14 protein-coding genes are annotated in these 16161 nt (G+C 63.5%); 9 read left to right on the plus strand and 5 right to left on the minus strand.

Going from position 1 to position 16161, the window contains the following annotated elements:
* Positions 1-27: 27 nt before the first annotated feature.
* Positions 28-165 (minus strand): hypothetical protein, encoded by a 138-nt coding sequence (locus FHX11_RS16085; RefSeq protein ID WP_184358635.1) that lies wholly within the window; start codon positions 163-165, stop codon positions 28-30.
* Positions 166-441: 276 nt separating this feature from the next.
* Here FHX11_RS16085 and FHX11_RS16090 point away from each other — a divergent pair, with 276 nt between their 5' ends.
* Together FHX11_RS16090 and FHX11_RS16095 are read left to right on the plus strand one after the other, a co-directional pair.
* Positions 442-1488, plus strand: coding sequence for an NAD(P)-dependent alcohol dehydrogenase (locus FHX11_RS16090; RefSeq protein WP_184358636.1), 1047 nt, complete (start codon positions 442-444; stop codon positions 1486-1488).
* Positions 1489-1631: 143 nt separating this feature from the next.
* Positions 1632-3377: a cation:proton antiporter gene (locus tag FHX11_RS16095; protein WP_184358637.1), complete on the plus strand. Its 1746-nt coding sequence runs from the start codon at positions 1632-1634 to the stop codon at positions 3375-3377.
* A gap of 27 nt (positions 3378-3404) precedes the next feature.
* Here FHX11_RS16095 and FHX11_RS16100 read toward each other — a convergent pair whose 3' ends face one another.
* Positions 3405-4316, minus strand: coding sequence for an acetamidase/formamidase family protein (locus FHX11_RS16100; protein WP_184358638.1), 912 nt, complete (start codon positions 4314-4316; stop codon positions 3405-3407).
* An 84-nt stretch (positions 4317-4400) separates the two neighbouring features.
* Positions 4401-6098 (minus strand): phospholipase D-like domain-containing protein, encoded by a 1698-nt coding sequence (locus FHX11_RS16105; protein ID WP_184358639.1) that lies wholly within the window; start codon positions 6096-6098, stop codon positions 4401-4403.
* A gap of 523 nt (positions 6099-6621) precedes the next feature.
* Between FHX11_RS16105 and FHX11_RS16110 the strand changes: the two genes are divergently transcribed.
* From FHX11_RS16110 to FHX11_RS16135, 6 genes are read left to right on the plus strand one after another with little or no spacing between them, the layout of a single operon-like run.
* Complete coding sequence (locus FHX11_RS16110) at positions 6622-7425, plus strand: MetQ/NlpA family ABC transporter substrate-binding protein (RefSeq protein ID WP_184358640.1); 804 nt, start codon at positions 6622-6624, stop codon at positions 7423-7425.
* Positions 7413-8555, plus strand: coding sequence for an ATP-binding cassette domain-containing protein (locus FHX11_RS16115; RefSeq protein WP_184358641.1), 1143 nt, complete (start codon positions 7413-7415; stop codon positions 8553-8555). Before FHX11_RS16110 ends, FHX11_RS16115 begins: the two co-directional genes overlap by 13 nt.
* Entirely contained in the window at positions 8536-9189 is a 654-nt protein-coding gene (locus FHX11_RS16120; RefSeq protein WP_184358642.1) for a methionine ABC transporter permease, read from the plus strand. The genes FHX11_RS16115 and FHX11_RS16120 overlap by 20 nt, the downstream gene beginning before the upstream one ends.
* A gap of 21 nt (positions 9190-9210) precedes the next feature.
* On the plus strand, positions 9211-10470 hold the full coding sequence (locus tag FHX11_RS16125; protein ID WP_184358643.1) for an SfnB family sulfur acquisition oxidoreductase: 1260 nt from the start codon (positions 9211-9213) through the stop codon (positions 10468-10470).
* Between the two features lie 14 nt (positions 10471-10484).
* A complete protein-coding gene (locus FHX11_RS16130; protein ID WP_184358644.1) occupies positions 10485-11723 on the plus strand; it encodes an SfnB family sulfur acquisition oxidoreductase in 1239 nt (412 codons plus the stop codon).
* A gap of 12 nt (positions 11724-11735) precedes the next feature.
* Positions 11736-13094 carry an LLM class flavin-dependent oxidoreductase gene (locus FHX11_RS16135; protein ID WP_184358645.1) on the plus strand — a complete coding sequence of 453 codons (1359 nt, stop codon included), beginning with the start codon at positions 11736-11738 and terminating at the stop codon, positions 13092-13094.
* Positions 13095-13132: 38 nt separating this feature from the next.
* Here the strand turns inward: FHX11_RS16135 and FHX11_RS16140 are convergent, their stop codons facing one another.
* Complete coding sequence (locus tag FHX11_RS16140; protein WP_184358646.1) at positions 13133-14383, minus strand: D-amino acid dehydrogenase; 1251 nt, start codon at positions 14381-14383, stop codon at positions 13133-13135.
* Between the two features lie 33 nt (positions 14384-14416).
* The gene (gene alr, locus FHX11_RS16145) at positions 14417-15550 is read right to left on the minus strand and encodes an alanine racemase (RefSeq protein ID WP_184358647.1); all 1134 of its coding nucleotides are present in this window, start codon (positions 15548-15550) and stop codon (positions 14417-14419) included.
* Positions 15551-15676: 126 nt separating this feature from the next.
* Here alr and FHX11_RS16150 point away from each other — a divergent pair, with 126 nt between their 5' ends.
* Complete coding sequence (locus tag FHX11_RS16150) at positions 15677-16141, plus strand: Lrp/AsnC family transcriptional regulator (protein WP_184358648.1); 465 nt, start codon at positions 15677-15679, stop codon at positions 16139-16141.
* Positions 16142-16161: the final 20 nt, after the last annotated feature.

Genomic DNA, 16161 nt, shown 5'->3' on the forward strand with positions numbered 1-16161 from the left:
CAGGCGCAAGCATCTCCGCGCGGCGGATCAATAATGATATTGAATGAGGTCGTAATGCAGCAGTACTGCTGGGATTGCGATGAACAGCATGAGCACCAGTGCGATGCTCGCCGTGCGCAGCATTCTTATCCGGCGGGTTCGCTGGCCGGTCCAGTCATATACCATCTTGAGCGTCTCCTGTTCCGTGCCCGCTAAAGAGGCCAAGAAATGGGTCGCTAGTCAATATTACCAATATGATTTGTCGTAGAATAGCATTAGTAAAGTACATGCTAATATTAATATATTTGTGGATGCGTGTCCGGTCTCGCAAGGCGCCGAGGCAATTTGCCTCCGCCTCGCGCCGAAAGAACGTTTTACGATGCCGGCCATGTCTATATAACGAAAGAAGGATCTCGCGTGATTGGCGGGAAAGGGTATTGCTTCGGAAAGAGGACAGAAGTGATGAGCAAGGTGCGTGCTCTGGTGCTGGAGCGTCAGCATGAATTGGCAATCCGCGATATCGATCTTCGGCAGGAGGCCGGGCCGGGCGAGGTGAAGATCAAAATCCATACGGTCGGCGTTTGCGGATCGGATGTTCATTATTACACCCACGGCCGCATCGGCCCCTTCGTTGTCGAGGCGCCGATGGTGCTTGGCCATGAGGCGGCCGGCACGGTGGTCGAGGTCGGCGCCGGCGTTTCGCATCTTAAAGTCGGCGACCGTGTCTGCATGGAGCCCGGTATTCCCGATCCCAATTCCAAGGCGAGCCGTCTCGGCATGTACAATGTCGATCCCGCCGTCACCTTCTGGGCGACGCCGCCGATCCATGGCGTGCTGACGCCCTTCGTGGTCCATCCGGCCAATTATACGTTCAAGCTGCCCGATAATGTCAGCTTTGCCGAGGGCGCGATGGTCGAGCCCTTCGCGGTCGGCATGCAGGCGGCCAGCAAGGCGAAGATCGCGCCGGGTGACACGGCCGTCGTGCTCGGCGCCGGCCCGATCGGCACTATGGTCGCCATCGCCGCCCTTGCCGGCGGTTGCGCCCGCGCCATCGTCGCCGATCTCGCCCAGCCGAAGCTCGACATCGCCGCCCAATACCAGGGGGTGATCCCGGTCAATATCCGCGAAAGCAACCTGGTCGAGGAGGTCAAGCGGCTCACCGACGGCTGGGGCGCGGATGTCGTGTTCGAATGCTCGGGGTCGCCGAAGGCCTGGGAAACCGTGATGGAGCTGCCGCGTCCGGGCGGCGTCATCGTTGCCGTCGGTCTTCCGGTCGCTCCCGTCGGTTTCGACGTCTCGACGGCGTCAACGAAGGAAATCCGCATCGAGACGGTTTTCCGCTATGCGCATCAATATGAACGTTCGATCGCGCTGATTGCGTCCGGCCGTGTCGATCTGAAGCCGCTTATCTCCGAGACCTTTGCCTTCGAGCAGTCCGTCGAGGCTTTCGACCGTGCCGTCGAAGCCCGGCCCACGGACGTCAAGCTGCAGATCGTTCTGGATCAGTAGGCTTCCACACAGGCGTCGCCTTGCTCCGGCGGGGCGACGTTTTCCAGTTTTTCAGGCGTCCGTAGACGACCCGGCAAAAGCGATGCTAGGTAGCCTGAAGGACACAAAGAGGTGGAAACGCCGCAAAACGGGAAGGGCTGGGGGTGCCGCACGACGTCGCTTTGATTGCATTGATTGCCGCCGGCTTCGGATTCGCGGCGATTTTCGGATATCTCGCCGATCGGCTGCATCTGCCGCCGCTGGTCGGTTATCTTGTCGCCGGCGTGATGATCGGCTCGGCGACGCCGGGCTTCGTCGCCGATGTTTCCCTTGCCTCGCAACTGGCCGAGATCGGCGTCATTCTCCTGATGTTCGGCGTCGGCCTGCATTTCTCGGCCGCCGACCTGCTTGCCGTGCGCGGCGTCGCCATTCCCGGCGCGATCGGGCAGATCGCCATCGCCACGCTTCTCGGCATCGGTCTGGCCTCGCTCTGGGGCTGGGGGATCGGTGCCGGCCTGGTCTTCGGTCTCAGCCTGGCCGTCGCCAGTACCGTCGTGCTGCTGAAAGCACTGGAGGAGCGCAATCTGGTCAGCTCCACCAATGGCCGCGTCGCCGTCGGCTGGCTGATCGTCGAGGATCTGGCCATGGTGCTGGCGCTGGTGCTGCTGCCGGCCTTTGCCGGCGTTCTCGGCGGCCATGCCGATGCCGGCGACCATGCGAGCACCGGGCCGATCTGGCTGACGATTGCCGTCACGCTGCTCAAGGTGGCGGCCTTTGCCGGCGTTGCGATTTTCATCGGCCCAAGGATCGTGCCCTGGCTGCTCACCTCCGTTGCGCGCACCGGCTCGCGCGAACTCTTCACCCTGTCCGTTCTTGCCATCGCGCTCGGCATCGCCTTCGGGGCGGCGGAGATATTTGGTGTTTCCTTCGCGCTCGGCGCCTTTTTCGCCGGCCTCGTCATGAGCGAGTCCCATCTCAGTCACCGCGCGGCGGCCGATTCGCTGCCGTTGCAGAATGCCTTTTCGGTGCTGTTCTTCGTGTCCGTCGGCATGCTGTTCGATCCGTCGGTGCTGGTACGCGAGCCGCTGATGGTCCTGGGGGCGCTGTCGCTCATCATCCTGGGAAAGGCGCTGATCGCCTTCTGCGTGGTGGTGCTGTTGCGCTATCCGCCGAGCATGGGCTTTGCCGTGGCCGCCGGCCTTGCCCAGATCGGCGAATTTTCCTTCATTCTCGCGGGTCTCGGTGTTTCGCTGGGACTTCTGCCGCGCGAAGGGCAGGATCTGATCCTTGCCGGCGCGATCCTGTCGATCACGCTCAATCCGCTGGTGTTCATCGGCGTCGAGCGGCTGGAGAGCTGGGTCTTCGGCCGCTGGCCGGGCTTCGCCGCCGGTTACGGCCGCGCCAGGAGCGACCGCCTGCGCGACCAGCTGGATATCATCAACATGCAGCGTGAGGAGCGCGACCGCCAGCATCACCTCGAAATCGAGCAGCTGATCGAGACATTCCCGATGTTCGCCGCCCTCGACGAGGGCTCGCAGGAAGAACTGCTGCTGCTGTTCCGGCCGAGGTCGGCCCTTCCGGGCGATCGCGTCATCCGCACGGGCGACCGTGGCGACAGCATGTTCTTCATCGCCTCGGGCGCGGTCGAGGTGCAGCTCGAGGATGACGAGATCCCGCTCGGTGCCGGCGCCTTCTTCGGCGAAATGGCGCTGCTGACGGGCGCGCGCCGCACCGCGGATGTGGTTGCCGTCGATTTCTGTCAGCTGTTCGTGCTGGAACGGCGCGATTTCAACCTCTTCATGTCCCGTCATCCGCAATTGCGCGCCGCTGTCAGCAGCATGGCGCAGGAGCGTCAGGAGATGAACGTGTCGCGCAACCAGCGCCGGGATCAATCGCTGGACGCGGGCTGACGCCCGCTCCAGCCGATCTGAACCGCGCTATCGCCGCTTCAGCCAGCTCTTCGACACGCGGCAGGCCATCGTATAGGCCGGATCGAAGACATTGCCGACATCGTATCGTACGACCTGGCCGAGCAGGTGGCTGGCGGCGGTCTTGTCGAGGCCGTAGTCGGAGCCCAGCCAGCGCAGCATTTCGCTGGTCGCATGCTGCAGCGCCTGATCGAGCGGCCGGGCATTGCCGATGGTGAAGATGTCGTCGGCGGTCTCGCCGCGCGGCCAGACGATCATCCTGTTCTTCTCGACGCTGAGCCGAACCGTCACTTCGAAGGTGGTCTCGATGCCGGTGCCGACGATCTCGCCGTCTCCCTGCACGGCATGGCAGTCGCCGAGGAAGAAAAGCGCCCCGTGCGCGGAAACCGGAAACCAGATCGTCGTGCCGGGGCCGAGCAGGCGATAGTCCATATTGCCGCCGAACTCGCCGCTGGTTGCGGTCGATATGGCCTGGCCGAGAGATGGCGCGACCCCGAAACAGCCGATCATCGGCGACAGCGGCAGCGTTAGGTCCTCCAGTCCGGCAACCGGCTCCAGGAGGCGCGCCGTCAAGGCCTCGCGGTCGATCCGCCAGATCGCATTGGCGCGCTCGGGCAGGCCGCGCACGTCGCGCGGGTCGACGACGTTGCTGGCAAGAACGCTGCCGGTGAAGCCTGTGTCGCGCGTCGGAACCATGCCGAGGATTTCGACCTTGAGCGAATCGCCTGGCTCCGCGCCCTCGACGAAAATCGGGCCGTTCATCGGGTTGCCCCTCGGGGCTCGCTGGATATTGTCCTTGTCATGGCCGGCCGCATCGAGCGTCTCGGTGACGACGATATCGCCATCCGCGACATGCAGGGCCGGGGACAGGGAGCCGATGACGTTATGATAGCCGGTCGGAGCGAAGCGATGCGTTGCCATGGAGGATCTGCCTTGTCTTGACTTCGGTGGACCCAATCTATGTCGCTATCGCTTGCCGCGAAAGGCACGCAATGGCCGCAGGCCCTACGAGCCGACGAAATATCGCCGCCGCTTGGCCTTGTAGCTCTTTTCGTCGAACTGGCTGCGGAGCCAGTCGTCCGGATTTGCCTTGAGGTAGCCGGCATCCGGGTCCTGACGGTTCGCCTCGGTGAGTTTCTTGACCACATAGCGGGCGTAGTGATGGTCGAAGATGCGCATGAACTCGCCGAAATAGATATCGGCGACGCGGGTGTCGCCCCGCACCACGATCATGTTCTCGTCGTTGATGCGCTGGGAGGGCTGGCTGAAATTCGCCGAGCCGCTGACGACGAGCGGATCGTCGCCCAAGGGGTCGACCAGCATGAATTTGTCATGGATGTAGTCGTTGCTGTTGAGCGGATTGTCGCGTTCGGCCAGAAAATTCGCCAGCGCACCCGCTTCCAGCCGGCCGCCGGCGGCGAAAAGGACGTCGCGGTCGCGGCCGATGATCTCGCCGTCGCCGAGGTCGTCGTCCTTGACGATATAGCGCAGCACATCGTTGTCCTGGGCGATGACCTTGCTGAAGACCTTGTCGAGATTGAAGGCGAGCGTGATGCAGGAAATCTCATGCGCCTCGCCCATGCGGTCGGCGTACCATTGCAGGGATTCGCTGCTGTCCTTCTCGTCGCGGGCGCTGAAGACCGGCGTGATGCTGTTCGGCTTGGGCCGGCCTGCCGGCAGCGGCGTCAGCGCCCGGTTTTTCGGGCGCAGCTTGGTCGGTGTCAGGTTCTGCGATAGCAGCGTCCAGTATTCGAGATAGGTCTCGGCGATCGCCGGGCTCCAGACGATGTGGCCGACATTCGAATGGCCGAAGATGCCGCCATCGGAAATATTCGTCGATCCGGTCCAGACCGCGATCGGCTTTTCATCCTTAAGCAGGATGATGAACTTGTTGTGGCGGATGCCCTCGGTCACCGTGCGCGGGATGACCACCTTCATTTCATCGAGCCGCGCATTGTGGATGACGGCTTCATTCGCCGCCTTGTAGGTCTTCTCGTCGTCGAAGACGATCTTCACGTCGGCGCCGGCTTCCACGGCCTTGGCGAAGGCATTGGCGACCGGCTGGTAGTGGAACTCATAGAGTGCGGCGCGAAGTCCGAAGCGGTGATCTTCGGCAAGGCCGATGAACTTGATCAGCGCCTCGAAGAGCCCGCGCGACAGCCACACCATTTCCTCGGCCGTCGGGTTGTCGGCATCCGGCATCCGATTGCCGAAACGGCGGGCATAGGCCTGCGAGCCGATGACACCGCGATTGAAGTAGACGTCGTGACGCGCCTCGTCGTTCTGCTTGTCCGGGTTCAGCAGATATTCGAGTTCGGTGGCGATCTCGACGGTGACGGCCGAGGCGGTGTCGAGCTGCAGCATCTTCACCGCGCCGTAGACCGGAACGATCTGGTAGCGATAGGTGTGATCCGTCTCGGCCGTATAATCGGCCCATTGGAAACTCTGCACCGGATGATCGGCGGTACTGACCGGCGTGCCAGGCGGCAGGCCGCGATCCTTGTCCTTGAAGCGCTTGATGCCGGTCATCCAATAGCGCTCGACGACCGCGCCGTCTTTCAGCTCCTCGCGCTGGATGGCAAAACCCATCAGCCCGGTCTTCTTGGCGTCCTGCCCGGGCAGGAAATCCCACGCCAGGATGACCACGTAAGTCCCCGCAATCGCGCGGGCGCGCAGAACGCCGCTTTGTGCCGTTGCTCGCATGTCCCATTCTCCTCCAGTAATCGACGTGCATCCCCACCGGCACGTCTTCGGCGCAAGTGATCGATATGCCTGTTCGAGGCTGGTTTCGGTCGTCGGATGGTCGATGGCGATCCGCTTCGCGGCAGATCGGCTATCCCCAACGGATGCCGAGGCCGCGCGCTGCGCAAGCCAGGTTCGGACGGCTTATCAACTCTCATGCGAACGACGAAAGTACAGCATCACCTTTTGAGCGAGAATAGCGTCTTATCGTAACAACCGGAAGAAGGTTTCACGCACGGACCAAAGATCCCGCATCGGATCTGTCGCCGACAGGTATTTTTCAGCCGGTGCTGGAGAAGGACGCGAAGTGGGGAGTATCTGGAAGCATCGGCGCAAAACTTTCCGCTGAAGTCATATATTTCGGAATAAATTTGCCCGGCATTTCCGGATTCTGGCACAGCGCGTTTTGTGCATAAAAACTATCGTCTTTATGATCCTTTCATCGACTGGGCGGTGCTCGCTCATTTCCATCGAGGGGACATAGATGAAACATTCCATCGCAAATCTATTTGCGGCCGCCGTTCTGCTGCTTGCCGGCCAGAGCTTCGCCGACACGCTGAAGGTCGGCGTCGTGCCCGGCGTCTACGCCGATTCCATCGAGGCGCTCGTTCCGGAGGCCAAGGCCAAGGGGCTGGACATCCAGATCGTCGAGTTCAGCGACTGGACGACGCCGAATGTCGCGCTGCAGTCAGGCGATATCGACGTCAATTATTTCCAGCACAAGCCTTTCCTCGACAATGCGATCAAGGAGCGCGGCTATGACTTTACCAGCGTCGGCCAGGGCGTGCTTGCCAATATCGGCCTCTATTCGCTGAAGCATAAGGATTTCGCCAGCATTCCCGAAGGCGGCACGGTCGCCATCGCCAACGATCCGGTCAATCAGGGCCGTGGTCTTCTGCTGTTGCAGAAGGCCGGCCTGATCAAGCTTCGCGACGGCGTCGGCTTCAAGGGCACGCTGGATGACATCACCGACAACCCGAAGAAGCTGAGCTTCAAGGAAATCGAAGGCCCGCAGCTTGCGCGCGTGACCGGCGACGTCGATCTTGCCCAGGGCTATCCGCATTTCATCGTCGCCGCGAAGACCTTCGACCCGTCCTCCGGCCTGCTCTATTCCGGCGTCGACGACAAGCAGTTCGCGATCGTCTTTGCCGTGCGCAAGGACAAGGCCGACAATCCCGCGCTGAAGGAGCTGGTCGCCCTCTATCAGAATTCCACGGCCGTTCGCGACGCGATCCACAAGGCCTTCGGCTCCGACAACAAGCTCTATACGCTGCCATGGCTGCCGTAATCGACAACGATATCGCCCGGCCCGCGCCGCGCACGGAGCGCGGACCGGCGGTCCCGCAGGAGCAGGGCGCCGAGCCCGGGCATCGCCCGGGTTCCCTAGCGTTCCAGGCGGTCGGCAAGACCTATACGTCGGCTGCCGGATCGCTGCAGGCGCTGCAGGGCATCAACCTCGACATACCGGCCGGCGCGATCTACGGCATTATCGGGCGCAGCGGCGCCGGCAAGTCGAGCCTGATCAGGACGATCAACCGGCTGGAGAAGCCCACCGACGGCCGCGTCCTGATCGACGGTCAGGATATCGGCGGCTATGACGAGGATGCGCTGGTGGCGCTTCGCCGGCGGATCGGCATGATCTTCCAGCATTTCAATCTTCTGTCCGCCAAGACGGTCTGGGGCAATGTCGCGCTGCCGCTGATCGTAGCGGGCCTGCCACGCCGCCAGATCGAGGAGCGCGTCGCCGAGGTTCTGGCGCTCGTCGGGCTGGAAGACAAGCGCAATGTCTATCCCTCGCGCCTGTCCGGCGGCCAGAAGCAGCGGGTCGGCATCGCCCGCGCGCTGGTCCACCATCCGGAAATCCTGCTGTGCGACGAAGCGACCTCGGCGCTCGATCCCGAGACGACATTGTCCATCCTGCAATTGCTCAAGGACATCAACCGACGCCTCAATCTCACCATCGTGCTGATCACCCACGAGATGAGCGTCATCCGCGAGATCTGCGATCACGTCGTCGTCCTGGAACAGGGACGCATGGTCGAATCCGGTCCGGTCTGGCGTGTTTTCGGCAATCCGCAGCATGCCGCGACCCGCGCGCTGCTGCAGCCGCTGCATCGCGATCTTCCCGAGGATATTGCGCATCGGTTGCGGCCGCAGTCCGATCCGGCCCGGAAGGAAGATGCGATCATCGCGCTGTCCTACACCGGCGAGGACGGGCTGGAGCCGGATATCGCCGCCATTGCCGCCGCCATCGGCGCGCCGATGCGGCTGTTGCAAAGCGCGCTCGACCGGATCGATGGCCATGTTCACGGACAGCTGCTGATCGCGGCGCGTCGGTTCGAAATCCACCAACCGTCTCAACTCGACGGTCTTGCGCATGACACAAGGATATTGGGCTATGTCGACAGCGATGTTTGAACGCCTCTGGCAGGCCTTGCTCGACACCATCGTCATGGTCGGCGTCTCAGCCGTGGCCGCACTTCTGGTCGGCATTCCGCTGGCGGTGTTTCTGGTGCTGTCCGGGCCGGGCGGCCTCATCCATGCTCCGCGCCTGAATCGGGTGCTGGCGGCCTTCATCAACGGCTTTCGCGCCACGCCCTTCATCGTGCTTCTGGTGGCGCTGCTGCCGCTGACAAAGCTCATCACCGGCACGACGATCGGCGTCTGGGCAGCGATCGTGCCCCTGTCGATCAGCGCCACGCCCTTCTTTGCCCGCATCGCCGAAGTGAGCCTGCGCGAGGTCGATGGTGGGCTGATCGAGGCGGCCCAGGCGATCGGCTGCCGCCGCTGGCATATCGTGCGTCATGTGCTCTTGCCGGAGGCGCTGCCGGGCATCGTCGGCGGCTTCACCATCACCATCGTCAGCATGATCGGCGCTTCCGCCATGGCGGGCGCCATCGGTGCCGGCGGTCTCGGCGACATGGCGATCCGCTACGGCTACCAACGTTACGATACCACCGTCATGGCCATGGTCATCGTCGTCCTCATCGCGCTCGTCTGCCTCGTGCAGTTTGCCGGCGATCATGTCGTCCGCCGCCTGCGGGCGCGCTGACATCCCCTCAGGAGTTGTTCCATGACTGATGCCTTCCCCACGGGCTCGACCACCACTGCCGCCGACGATGCGCAGCCACGCCGACCCTCCCCACCCTGGCCGCCGCGTCTCATCGAAACCGACGAGCAGGCGATCAAGGCGGCGGAGGCGCTTGCCGAAACCTTCCGGACCGGTGCTTCGGATCGCGACCGCGACCGGCGCCTGCCCTGGGAGGAAATCGAGCTCTACACGCAAAGCGGCCTCGGCGGCATCACCATACCGAACGCCTATGGCGGCGCCGAGGTCTCCTATGTCACGCTTGCCAAGGTCTTCGAAATCCTCTGTGCCGCCGATCCGGCGCTGGGTCAGATCCCGCAGAACCAGTTCGGCGTGCTGGCGCTATTGCGCGAGATCGGCACGGAAGAGCAGAAACGCCGCTTCTACGGCGATGTTCTCCGAGGCTACCGCATCGGCAATGCCGGGCCGGAGCGCGGCCGCAATGCCGTCAATGCCAGCACGACGCGCCTGCGCCGGACGCCGGACGGATTGCGGCTGACGGGCCGGCGCTTCTATTCGACGGGAGCGATCTTCGCGCATTGGATTCCGACCCGTGCCGTCGATGATGAAGGACGCGCCGTTCAGGTCTGGGCGCCCTATGACGGCGCCGGCGTCAACGTCATCGATGACTGGTCCTCCTTCGGGCAGCGCACGACTGCGAGCGGCTCGGTGGAATTCACCGATGTCGCCATCGGCGGCGAGCAGGTCTTCCCGGTCTGGCAGCTCGCCGACCGGCCTGGCATTTCCGGTCCCGTCTCCCAGCTCATCCAGGTGGCGATCGATGCCGGCATCGCCAGAGGCGCGCTCGAGGACACCGTCGCCTTCGTGCGCGATCATGCCCGTCCCTGGATGGATTCCGGGCTGCAATCGGCCAGCGACGATCCGACCATCATCCATGAGATCGGCCACCTCTATACGGAACTTCATGCCGCGCAGGAGGTGCTCTATGCCGCAGGCAGGGTTCTCGACGAGGTGGCGCGCGAGCCGGTGACGGAAGCTTCCAGTGCACGAGCCTCGGCGGCGGTCGCCGAAGCCAAGATCCTGACGACCGAGATCGCGCTCGAGGTGAGCGAAAAGCTGTTCGACCTCGCCGGCTCGGCCGCGACCCGCGCGGCGCACAATCTCGACCGCCACTGGCGCAATGCGCGGGTGCATACGCTGCACGATCCGGTGCGCTGGAAATATCATCTGCTCGGCAACTACCAGCTCAACGGTGCCTTTCCGGCCCGTCACCAGTGGAACTAGGAGGGCGCGCACCCATGACCGACATCCATGCATCCGGGCCGGTTCTGCCCGCTCCGCCGCCGTCCCGTTCCGCTGATATCATCGCAGACGACGCACAGGCCCTCGCGGTCGCGCAGCAACTCGCCGACGATTTCGCGGCGACCGCCTCATTGCGCGACAGCGGGCGGCTTCTGCCCTGGACGGAACTCGATCAATACAGCACCAGCGGCCTCTGGGGCATCAGCATTCCGCGCCATTATGGCGGCGCCGGCGTGTCGGCGAAGACGCTCGCAAAGACCATCGTCACCATCGGTGCCGCGGACGGGTCGCTGTCACAGATCCCGCAGAACCATTATTACGCGCTGGAAGTGCTGCGTGTCGGCGGATCGGAGGAGCAGAAGGCGTTCTTCTACGGGCGGGTGCTGGCCGGCGAGCGGCTCGGCAATGCGCTCGCCGAGATCGGCCAGCGCGATTTCAAGCGCCGAACACGGCTGGTGCGCGATCCCGGCGGTTGGTACGTCGATGGCAAGAAGTTCTATTGCACGGGCGCGATCTATGCCCATTGGATTCCGACCCTCGTCGTGGCGGAAGAGGAGGCCGGACCCGTCACCTATCTCGCCTTCGTCCCGAGGAGCGCGCCCGGCGTTACCATTCAGGACGATTGGGACGGTTTCGGGCAGCGCGTCACCGGCAGCGGCACCGTCCTGTTCGAGCGGGTGAAGGTGGAGCCGGAATGGGTCGTGCCGTTCCAGACCTCCTTCGAGCGGCCGACGACCATCGGGCCGTTTGCGCAGATCATGCATGCGGCCATCGATCTCGGCATCGGGTTCGGTGCCTATCGCGAGATGCTGCGCTTCGTCCGCGAGCGCGCCCGTCCCTGGCTTGACGCCAAGGTCGATAACGCCGCCGACGATCCGCTGACGCTGCATCAGGTCGGCAATGTCTGGCTGCGGCTGCGCGCCGCCGAGGCGCTGCTCGACCGCGCTGCGGCCGAGGTCGATGCCGCCCAGGCCGACATGACCGAGGAGAGTGTCGCGCGCGCCTCCGTCGCCGTGGCCGAGGCGAAGATCCTGGCGACGAAGGCCGGGCTTCTGGCGGCCAACAAGCTGTTCGAGCTGTCCGGCACCTCCTCGACGCTGGCCGACGACAATTTCGATCGCTACTGGCGCAATGTGCGTACCCACACGCTGCACGATCCGGTGCGCTGGAAATATCAGGCGGTCGGCAATTACTATCTGAACGGCAAGCTGCCGCCGCGTCACGGCGCGATCTAGGTGATTGAGGTCATGAAGAAGCAGATCCTCCTCAACGCCTTCAACATGAACTCCGTCGGCCATATCAATCACGGCCTCTGGACGCACCCGCGCGACCGGTCCGCAGAATACAAGACGCTGGACTATTGGACATCGCTCGCCAAAACGCTGGAGCGCGGCCTGTTCGACGGGATATTCATCGCCGATATCGTCGGCGTCTATGATATCTATCAGAACTCCGTCGACCTGACGCTGCGCGAATCCATTCAGCTTCCGGTCAACGATCCGCTGCTGCTGGTCTCCGGCATGGCGGCGGTGACGCGCCATCTTGGCTTCGGCATTACCGTCAACCTCAATTCCGAAGCGCCCTACCTCTTCGCCCGCCGCATGTCGACGCTCGATCATCTGACCGGCGGCCGCATCGGCTGGAATATCGTCACCGGTTATCTCGACAGCGCCGCACGCGCGCTCGGCGAGAACGGGCAGGCGGCTCATGACAGCCGTTATGACCGGGCCGACGACTATCTGGAGGTGCTCTACAAGCTCTGGGAGGCAAGCTGGGACGACGATGCCGTGCGTGCCGACAAGCGGGCGCGGATGTTCGCCGATCCCGCCAAGGTCCGGCCGATCCACCATCGCGGCCCCTTCTATCAGGTCGACGGCTATCATCTTGCCGAGCCTTCGATCCAGCGCACGCCGGTGCTTTATCAGGCGGGCACCTCCGGCCGCGGCCGGCAGTTCGCGGCCCGCCATGCCGAATGCGTCTTCATCACCGCCACGGACAAGAATGCCGCGCGGACGACATCGCGCATTCTGCGACAAGCGGTGGTGGATGCGGGGCGGCGGCCCGACGACATCAAGATCTTCGTCGGCATCACGGTCATCCCGGATCGCTCGCGGCAGGCGGCGCGGGAGAAGTATGACGATTATCTCCGCCATGCGAGCCCGGAAGCGGGACTGGCGCATTTCGCAGCCAGCACCGGCATCGATTTCTCCCGCTACGGCCTGGACGATCCGATTTCCTACGGCACCTCCAACGCCATCCAGTCGGCAACGCAGCTTGCCGAGCAGCGCGGCTGGACGAAGCGGCAATTGCTGAAGGAACTCGCCGTCGGCGGCCGCTATCCCGTCATCGTCGGCGATGCCGGCGACGTGGCCGACGAGCTGGAAAGCTGGATCACCGAAGGTGAGATCGACGGGTTCAACCTGACCCGCACCGTGGTGCCGGAAAGCTACGAGGATTTCATCGATATCGTCGTGCCCGCCCTGCAGGATCGCGGCATCTACAAGACCGCCTATGGCGAGGGGTCGCTGCGCAACCGGATTTTCGGCGAAGGCGATCGCCTGCCGGCTCGCCACGCTGCGGCGGCATTTCGCGGCGGTTCGCGCTGAAGCGCCATGCCCGGACGCAACAGGCCGCCGCCGCAATATTACGCGTAGCGCCCGATAGCGAGATCGGTGGCGTCTATGTCCGGCTTGCGGCCGCTGACGAGATCGCTGATGACGCGCGCCGAGCCGCAGCTCATCGTCCAGCCGAGCGTTCCGTGGCCGGTGTTGAGGAAAAGGCCGCCGATCTTGGTCGGGCCGATCACCGGCGTACCATCCGGCGTCATCGGGCGCAGGCCGGACCAGAAGGATGCCTGGGCGACGTCGCCGCCGGGAAAGAGATCGGTGACGGAGTGTTCGAGCGTGCGCCTCCGGGCGAGGCCGAGGTCGTTGGTATAGCCGGAAATTTCCGCCATGCCGCCGACGCGAATGCGATCGCCGAGGCGGGTGATGGCGATCTTGTAGGTCTCGTCCATGACGGTCGATTCCGGCGCGCGAGCGGCGTCGGTGATCGGGATGGTCAGCGAATAGCCCTTGACCGGATAGACCGGCAGGTTCATGCCGAACGGCTTGAGCAGGAGCGGCGAATAGCTGCCGAGCGCGACGACGACGGCATCGGCGCCGATATGATCGTGATCGGTGAAGATGCCGCGCACTTTGCCGCCTTCGACATCAAGCCCCTTGATATGGGTGCCGTAGGCGAAGCGGACGCCGAGTTCCTGCGCCTTGGCCGCCAGCGCATTGGTGAACTTGAAGCAATCGCCGGTCTCGTCCTTCGGGGTCAGCAGCCCGCCGACGATCTTGTCGCGGACGTGGCGCAGCGCCGGCTCGACGCGGATGCAGCCCTCGCGGTCCAGTACCTCATAGGGAATGCCATCGGCGGCGAGCGCCTTGACGTCCTTGGCGGAGGCGTCGAGCTGCGCCTGGGTGCGGAAGAGCTGCAGCGTGCCCTGCATCCGTTCGTCATAGGCGATGCCGGTCTCCTGCCGGACGTCCGCCAGCGAGATGCGGCTGTAATCGGCAAGGCGCAGCATCCGGCTCTTGTTGATCGCATAGCGCTCCGAGGTGCAGTTCGACAGCATCCTGACGAGCCAGGACAGCATGGCGCGATCGATCTTCGGACGCAGGATCAGGGGCGCATGTTGCATGAACAGCCATTTCAGCGCCTTCATCGGGATACCGGGGGCGGCCCAGGGAGAGCAGTAACCGAAGGAGACCTCGCCGGCATTGGCAAAGCTCGTCTCCAGCGCCGGCCCCTGCTGACGGTCGATGACGGTGACCTCATGCCCCGCCTTGGCGAGCTGATAGGCGGAGGTGACGCCGATAATGCCGGCGCCGAGAACGATGACTTTCATGTTTCCCTCTATATTTATCTTATCAGAGCGCTGTCAGCGATATCGCCTGGCATAACGATGCCCGAGACGGGTGAGAATTTCATAGGAAATCGTGCCGGCGGCCTCGGCAATATCTTCCAGCGTCTGGTGCGGCCCCAGCACCTCGACCAGACTGCCGAGCGTCAGCGTGCCCTCCGGCAGCGCCGTCACGTCGATGGTGATGCTGTCCATCGAAACGCGCCCGACGATCGGCAGGCGCACGCCGTCATGATAGACGGCGCCGCGATCGCTCAGGCTGCGGGGAAGGCCGTCGGCATAGCCCGCCGCGATCGTCGCGAGGCGCATCTCGCCGGCCGCGACATGGGTGCCGCCATAGCCGATGCGCGCGCCGGCGGGAACCGTTCTCGTCTGCACGACGGCAACATGCAGGCTGACGACCGGCCGCAACGGGTTTAACGCCTGGCCCGAGGGGATGCCGCCATAAAGCGCGATGCCGGGACGCGCCAGAACACCGTGATAGTCGCCGCCGAGAAAGATGCCGCCCGAATTGGAAAAGGAGATGTCGAAGCCGGCGAATTCCTCGGTGATCCGGGCCATCTCCGCGAGCTGGTCGGCGTTCTGGCCATTGTCGATCTCGTCGGCACTGGCGAGATGGCTCATGATGAAGAGAATCTCGACATTCGTGAATGCCTTGAGATCGGTGGCAAGGGCTACTCTGTCCTGCGGCGGCACGCCGAGCCGCGACATGCCGGTGTCGAATTGCAGGACGGCGGGCAGGGAGCGCTTGAGGCTGCTTGCGGCCACATGCCATTGCCGTAATTGGGTCCGCGAATTGAGAACAGGAATGATGCCGGTCTTGGCGCAGGCGGTTTCGGTGCCGGGCTGCAGCCCGTTCAGCACGAAGATTTGCGCATCCTGCGGCAGGATCGGGCGAAGCGCCTGCGCCTCCATGAACTGGGCGACGAAGAAATGGCGGCAGCCCTGATCGTAGAGTGCCTGCGATACGTCTTCGGCGCCAAGACCATAGGCGTCGGCCTTGACCACCGCGGCGGCGCGCGCGGGGGCAAGCATCGATGAGAGCGCCTCGTAATTTTTGCGGATCGCAGCAAGGTCGATGGTGAGGTAGCCGGAGGCGCCCTCATTGTTCACAGCATCAAACGCCTGAAATTCCAATGCGCCGCTATCCATGCCCGACCTCATTTTTCCAGGGTGAAGCCTAGTGCATTAACTGCGAAATTGCCTGTCAATTTGCGAGTGCTTATTCTAAGAATAGGTGATTTTTAGAGGTATCTGCGAAATTTTGGAATAATCTGCATGTCCGCCCTCGACGCGATCGATCGCAATATCCTCCGCCTCCTGCGCGTCGATGCGCGCATGAGCAATGCCAAGCTCGCCGCCGAGGTTGGCCTGTCGCCATCCGCCTGCCTGCGCCGCATCAAATTGCTGGAACAGACGGGCGTCATCAAAGGCTATACGGCCCTCGTGGATGCCTCGAACAGCGAGAACACGATCGCGGTCATCATCAATATCACGCTGGAGCGGCAGACCGAGGATCATCTCGATCGTTTCGAGGCGGCGGTGCGGAAATATCCGGAAATCCGCGAGTGTTTTCTGATGACGGGCGGATCGGACTATCTCCTGCGTGTCGAAGTCGCCAATGCCGGCGATTTCGAGCGTATCCACAAGGAGATTTTGTCGAAGCTGCCGGGCGTGCTGCGAATCCATTCCAGCTTTTCCATCCGCAATGTGCTGGCCACGCGGACAAAAGGGCGGCGCTGAGGCGCCGCCGTCGCGATTGC

It is taken from the genome of Rhizobium sp. BK602 (assembly GCF_014195095.1).
In the GTDB taxonomy this organism is placed as follows: Bacteria; Pseudomonadota; Alphaproteobacteria; order Rhizobiales; family Rhizobiaceae; genus Rhizobium.